Annotated in this window: 3 protein-coding genes; 1 reads left to right on the top strand and 2 read right to left on the bottom strand. The window is 64.2% G+C overall.

Going from position 1 to position 6,030, the window contains the following annotated elements; translation table 11 throughout:
• Positions 1–82: 82 nt before the first annotated feature.
• Together VEK15_02855 and VEK15_02850 are read right to left on the bottom strand one after the other, a co-directional pair.
• Entirely contained in the window at positions 83–1,477 is a 1,395-nt protein-coding gene (locus VEK15_02855; protein ID HXV59608.1) for a DUF1552 domain-containing protein, read from the bottom strand.
• Between the two features lie 4 nt (positions 1,478–1,481).
• Positions 1,482–3,878, bottom strand: a complete 2,397-nt coding sequence (locus VEK15_02850) for a DUF1592 domain-containing protein (GenBank protein ID HXV59607.1) — start codon at positions 3,876–3,878, stop codon at positions 1,482–1,484.
• Positions 3,879–4,095: 217 nt separating this feature from the next.
• Between VEK15_02850 and VEK15_02845 the strand changes: the two genes are divergently transcribed.
• Positions 4,096–6,030: PQQ-binding-like beta-propeller repeat protein (locus tag VEK15_02845; protein HXV59606.1), on the top strand; the 1,935-nt coding region annotated here is incomplete at its 3' end.

The following is a 6,030-nucleotide window of genomic DNA, read 5'->3' as shown; positions in this document are numbered from 1 at the left end:
CCCCGGCGCGCGGCGTCGATCAGATCGGGCGGGGGAGCCGCGGCCGCGCCGATCGTCAGAAATACTGCCAGCGTCCCGATGGTCATGACACGCCATCCAAGGAGAAGGCTCCCGTGCTGTCGCCGAATGCCGTCATCTCCTCGTGTCCGATCTTCTGCATCAGGCTCACGAAAACGTTCGCCATCGGCGTGCCCTCGGGGGCCCTCAGGTGGAGGCCTCCGTCGAGAGCGCCGTTGGCGTGGCCGAAGAGCAGAAGCGGCGCCCGGCGGTGGTTGTGAAGGTTTCCGTCGGCCATCGCCGAGCCCCAGACGATCGCCGTCTTGTCGAGCAGCGAGCCGTCGCCGTCGAAGGTGTCGCCCAGCTTTTTCAGCAAGTACCCGAGCTGGCCGAGGCGGTAGGTGTTGATCTTGTTGAAATCCAGGATGTCGGCGGGAACGTTTCCGTGGTGCGACGCGCCATGGATCGATTTCGTCGTACCGCTCTCGGGGAACGTTCGATTCGATTGATCGAACCCGGTCTTGAAGGTGATGACCCGGGTCAGGTCCGCCTGCAGCGCGAGCACCTGGAGGTCGAACATCAGCTGCATGTGCTCCTCGAAGGAGTCGGGAACACCCGAAGGTGCCTCGGGCATCTGTCGCTCCTCCCCACCCGCATTGCGGGCTTCGACGAGCTCGATTCTCCGCTCGATCTCGCGGATGTGCTCGGTGTACTCGTCGAGCGCCGCGCGATCCGCGGCTCCCAACGATCGTTTCAACCGCGCAACCTCGGTCGCGATCCAGTCGATGAGGCTTCGATTGGTTCGGCGCCGGGCCGCCCGATCCTCGGGAGTGTCGCCCGCACCGAACAGTCGCTCGAAGACGACCCGGGGCTCGCGAATCGCCGGAAGCGGCTGGTTGGCCGATGCCCAGGCCAGCGACGTCGTGTAGGCGCAGTGATAGTTATAGGCGCAGCCACCCCCGCGATCGATGCCCTCGATGCAGAGCTCGAGCGATGGAAGCGCCGTCTCCCTGCCGAAACGCTGCGCGTGAATCTGGTCGATCGAGATCCCGATATGGATGTCGGAGCCCTGGGTCTGTGTGGGGTGGGACTGAGTCAGAAACACCGCCGTGGTCCGATCGTGATCTCCGCCGATCTCCTCGGCGCGAAACGCCTCCGCCGAACGGCAGTCGGTGTTGCTCACGATCGTCATGTGGTCGCGAAACGCCTCGAGAGGCCTCAGCTGACTGTTGGCGACGAGCTCGAAGTCACGTCCGACGCTTGCAGGAGCGAAGAGGTGCTCGGCGTCGCCCCAGTCGCTCGACCCGGCGGCTCCCATCGACTCTTCGATGCACAGGAGGCGGGTGAATTTCGTTTCGCCCGTCGAAGCTCGGGCGCGTCCCGCGGGCAGCATGGCTTCGAGGAGGGGTAAGGCGACGCTCACTCCCGCGCCCCGAAGGAACGTACGGCGAGAGAGATGCTTTCCGGTAATGAAGCCCATGGCTCTAATTCTCCTGTCCGATCGTCGAGTCTTCCTTCAACGGGACGGCTCGAGCCATCTGGAAGGGGCCGCTCTTCGCGACGCCGAGGATGAACGATGACATCCGGTAACCGTTCGTCTCCGCTTCCGCCACGATGGCCCGAATCTCGGGCTGATCGTAATACTCCACCCGCCGCCCCATCGCATAGGCGAGCAAGTTCGCGGTGAAATTTCTCACGAGAGGAATGGGTCGCGCGAGCAACACGTCGACGAGCTCACGCGGCGTGCTCACCTCGGTGCCGTCGTAGTAAGTCCCGCGCGTGTCGAGCGGCACTCCGTTCTCGCGGGTGCGCACCCGACCCGTCACATCGTAGTTGTCGAGTGCCAGCCCGATGGGGTCCATGAAACGGTGGCAAGCATGACACGTCGGGTTGGCCGTGTGTTGCTCGAGACGCTCGCGTGTCGTCAGACGGCGGCCCCCGGAAACACTCACCGTATCCTCGAACGCCGGAATGTTGGGCGGTGGCGGTGGTGGGGGAGTGCCCATGAGCACCTCCATGACCCATTTGCCCCGCAGCACCGGCGACGTCCGGGCAGACATCGAGGTCAGGAGAAGAACGCTTCCGTGGCCGAGCAGGCCGCGCCGCGTGTCGTCCGGGTACGTGACTCGCCGAAACCAGTCGCCCGCGACACCCGGGATCCCGTAGTGGCGCGCCACGCGCTCGTTGAGAAACGTATAGTCCGCGGTGAAGAGGTCGAGGAGGCTCCGATCTTCCCGTAGGAGGTAATCGAACAGGAGCTCGGTCTCCCGCACCAGATCGTGGCGCAGCTGGCCGGTGAAGTCGGGGTAGAGGTATGGCTCGGGCTGATTGTCCTCGGTGTCCTGAAGCCTGAGCCATTGGGAGGCGAAGCGCGTTGCGAGCGCCTCGGACCGCGGGTCTTCGAGCATCCGGTGAATCTGTTCCTCCAGAACGAGCGGATTGGACAGTCGGTTCTCGGAAGCGAGCTCGAGGAGCGTATCGTCGGGATTGGTGCCCCACAGAAAGAACGACAGCCGGGCGGCGAGATCGGCCTCGCTCAGTGGATAACTTGCCCCGGCGCGAACGTCTTCAGGCTGTTCCTCGAGGCGGAAGATGAAATGGGGACTCGCAAGGATCGACTGGAGCGCGGTGCGGACGCCCAGTTCGAAACCCTCCTCCGCGGAGGCCCGATCGTAGAAGGACATGGGGCCGGCCAGATCCTCCTCGGTGACGGGACGGCGATAGGCCTCGCGGGCGAGCCGGGAGACGATCCTCTCCGCGCAGGGCCGCTCCTCGCCGGGGGATTGGGGATGACAGAAAAAGACCTTCTTCCGGCTTCTCGTCTCCGAGAGGCCCAAGGGGCGGATCGGACCCGTGATCAAGAGCTCGCTCAAATGCGGCAATGCCGTGATGCCGTAGTTCGCCCAGTCCTGCGAGTCCTCGCCGCCGACGAACGACCATTCGTGCGGGCTCAGACGATCTTCGTAGGGACCTTCGATTTTTCGGACGAAGGCAGCTGCGACTCGTCGCTGTCCCGCGCGCACGAAAACGGGCTCCGTCCGGATGGGAACGGTCTTGGCACCGCCGTGCTCGAGAGCGAGCAGCGCCACCCCTTCGTTGTCGATCGAGATGTCGACGTCCTCGAACCCCGTGCCATCACCGAATAGCGTCTCGATGGCGATGACGTACTCGCCATCCGCGGGGAAATCGTGAGTCACGACGATGCCGCCGCGCGTTCCGTAGGGAGCTCCCTCGACGTGGTCCCACGCGTGCTGGGAGATCTCGATCGGATTCGTGTACTTGGCGGTTTGGGATCGCGCGCTGGGATTGCCGACGGCGAGGCGGCTGACCTCGCTCGCGGCTCTCAGATAGGCTTCGAGAAGCGTCGTCGAAAGGCGCTGGGCGGCCGACATGTTGTCGAAGTTGCCGAGGTAGGTGTCTGCGGGAAGCCAGCGACCCGCATCGATCTGAAGTGCGAGAAGATCTTCGACCACTCGCTCGTATTCCGCTCGGTTGAGCCTTTGGAACCGGCGCGTGCCCGGGTCTGGACGAGAGGCCCACGCCCGGTCTACCACCGTCTCCAGGGTCTCGACGAGCCCGAGAAGCACGTCGGCACCCGGACGGTCGGCATCGGGCGGCGGCATCATGCCCGCCCTCAGCTTCACGATCATCTTCTCCGCCGTCTCCGCCCGTTCATGGGCGGCTGCGACGTCGAAGGCCTCGAGCGAAAGATTTCCGAGCAGGGTGTAATCGTTGTGGCAACCAACGCAGTACTGCTCGATGACCCGGTTGAGCTCCGCAGGCGGCGGTGTCGGCGAGCCCCGTCCGGTCACTCCGGCAATGGTCGTCGTTGCGCCGAGGAAGACACCAACGAATGCGGCGCCGGCAGCGAGCCTCTTCATGCGCGACCCTTCCCGAAAATACACGTCTCCCAAAGAACCGCCACCCGGATCGTTACAGATGTAGGCGGGCAGAATCAAGTCGGCTGGAGAGGAGTTGTTACAAATACGATACAGAAGAGGTTTTTAGCGATATAGTATGCCGGGCACGGCGGCGCCGCTCTGCGTCCGCGGGGTGGCACATCGACCGGTCCAACTCGTCAGTGGAGGAAAGAGGAAAATGAGTAACCACGAGCGCGGGCAGTATTCGCGCCTGCCAAGCTTGCGTCCTCTCACGCTAACCCTCGGTGGGCTGCTTTTTCTGGCCATCTCGGCCGAAGCCCAAGGGCCGGGTGTCCAAGATGGTCAGTGGACCTACCTGGGTGGAGATGCATGGCACACGCGATACACGCCGGCGGATCAAATCAACGCGTCCAACTTCGGAGATCTGAAGGTGGCGTGGCGATTCGATGCCGGGAGCTTTGGGCCCAGCACGCCGAGGGCGACTCCCAGCTACGTGGGTGGCAAGCTCATTACCGTGACCGGCGAGCGCCGGCACGTCATCGCCCTCGACCCCGCTTCGGGTGAGCTTTTGTGGAGCTTCACCGAGCCCAATACGTTCCGCCACGAGTACTCGATGCGGAAGGGCTACGGGAAGGGCGTCGCCTACGCCGAGCTCGACGGGCGCGGGGTGGTGTACATCACGACGCCGGCCTTTTTTCTCCACGCGCTGGACGCCGAGACGGGACGGCCACTCGAGAATTGGGGCAAGCCCGTAGACATCCCCGGCTTCCCGAAATCGGGTACCGTTGATCTGGTCTGGGATCTGATCCAGGACTGGAGTCGGTGGCAGGAGTGGAAGAAGCCCTACGACGCCTATCAGGGGATTCCTCTCGAGCTCGGCTACATCACGAGCTCCTCGCCGCCGATCGTGGTCAACGACGTCGTCGTCGTGGGGAACTCCGCCGAGCAGGGATACGAGCAGACGCGAAAAGAGATGGTCCCCGGGGACATCCTCGCCTATGACGCCCGCACCGGAGAGTTCAAATGGAAGTTCCATGTCATTCCGCGTCCCGGAGAGGTCGGGCACGAAACCTGGGAAAACGACGCTTGGAAATGGACCGGGGACGTCTCGTCCTGGGCGCCCATGTCGGCGGACCCGGAGCTCGGTCTCGTCTACATTCCGACCAACGGGCCGACGATCGACTACTACGGCGGTTTCCATCCGGGTGACAACCTGTTCGGCACGAGCTTGATCGCGCTCGACGTCCGAACCGGCGAGCGAAAGTGGCACTTCCAGATGGTGCATCACGACATCTGGAACTACGACACGCCGACGGCTCCGGTGTTGATGGACGTCAACGTCGGGGGCAAGACCATCAAAGGGATCTTCCAGGCCACCAAGCAGGCGTTCGTGTACGCGCTCAATCGCGAGACCGGCGAGCCGATCTGGCCGATGGAGGAGCGTCCCGTTCCCTCGTCGACCGTCCCGGGCGAGAAGCTATCGCCCACGCAACCCTTCCCGACGAAGCCGCCCCCATTCGACCTGCAGGGACGGACCGAGCAAGATCTGATCGACTACACGCCCGAGATCAAGGAGAAGGTGCTTCAGTACGCCCGGGAGAACAACCTCTTCGTCCCGTTGTTCAATCCGCCCGTCGTGGCCGATAGTCCGGAGGCGAACTGGCCGGGCGCCGGCATGGCCTGCCCCGGCGGCGGAGGCGGTGCCAACATCTACAGCCCAGCGGTTGCCGATCCGACCGCCGGTGTCCGGTACGTCTCGTCGAGCAGCGGCTGCTCGACCTACGAGCTCATGCCCGGCGCGGAGTCACCGCTCAATGAAGAGAAGCAGACGGGCACGACACCATCCGAGTGGTCTCGGGCAGCGGGACCCGGTTTCGACCGACGCCGCGGCGGACCGAATCGGCCAGACCGGGCCAGCATCGACGGGCTTTCCATCTGGAAAGGGCCCGTTGGCCGCATCACCGCCTACGATATGAACACCGGTGAGATTCTCTGGACCATTCCCCATGGCGACGCCCCCGAGGAAGAACAGGAGGCCATCCGGAACCACCCGATGCTCCAGGGGGTGGACGGGGTACCGGCCAACCCCGGACGCCGAGGAGTCCCGGTAATGGTCGTTACGCCAACTTTGCTCATCACCGCCGGCCAGGTA

It is taken from the genome of Vicinamibacteria bacterium, from assembly GCA_035620555.1.
Lineage (GTDB): Bacteria > Acidobacteriota > Vicinamibacteria > Marinacidobacterales > SMYC01 > DASPGQ01.
Note: the sequence above shows the minus strand (reverse complement) of the source record. Positions and strands in the feature narration are given on the sequence as shown.

Bases quoted from the DNA above. Each gene is read 5' to 3' on its own strand.
- VEK15_02855 (HXV59608.1), bottom strand. From the start codon at position 1,477: ATGGGCTTCATTACCGGAAAGCATCTCTCTCGCCGTACGTTCCTTCGG.
- VEK15_02850 (HXV59607.1), bottom strand. From the start codon at position 3,878: ATGAAGAGGCTCGCTGCCGGCGCCGCATTCGTTGGTGTCTTCCTCGGC.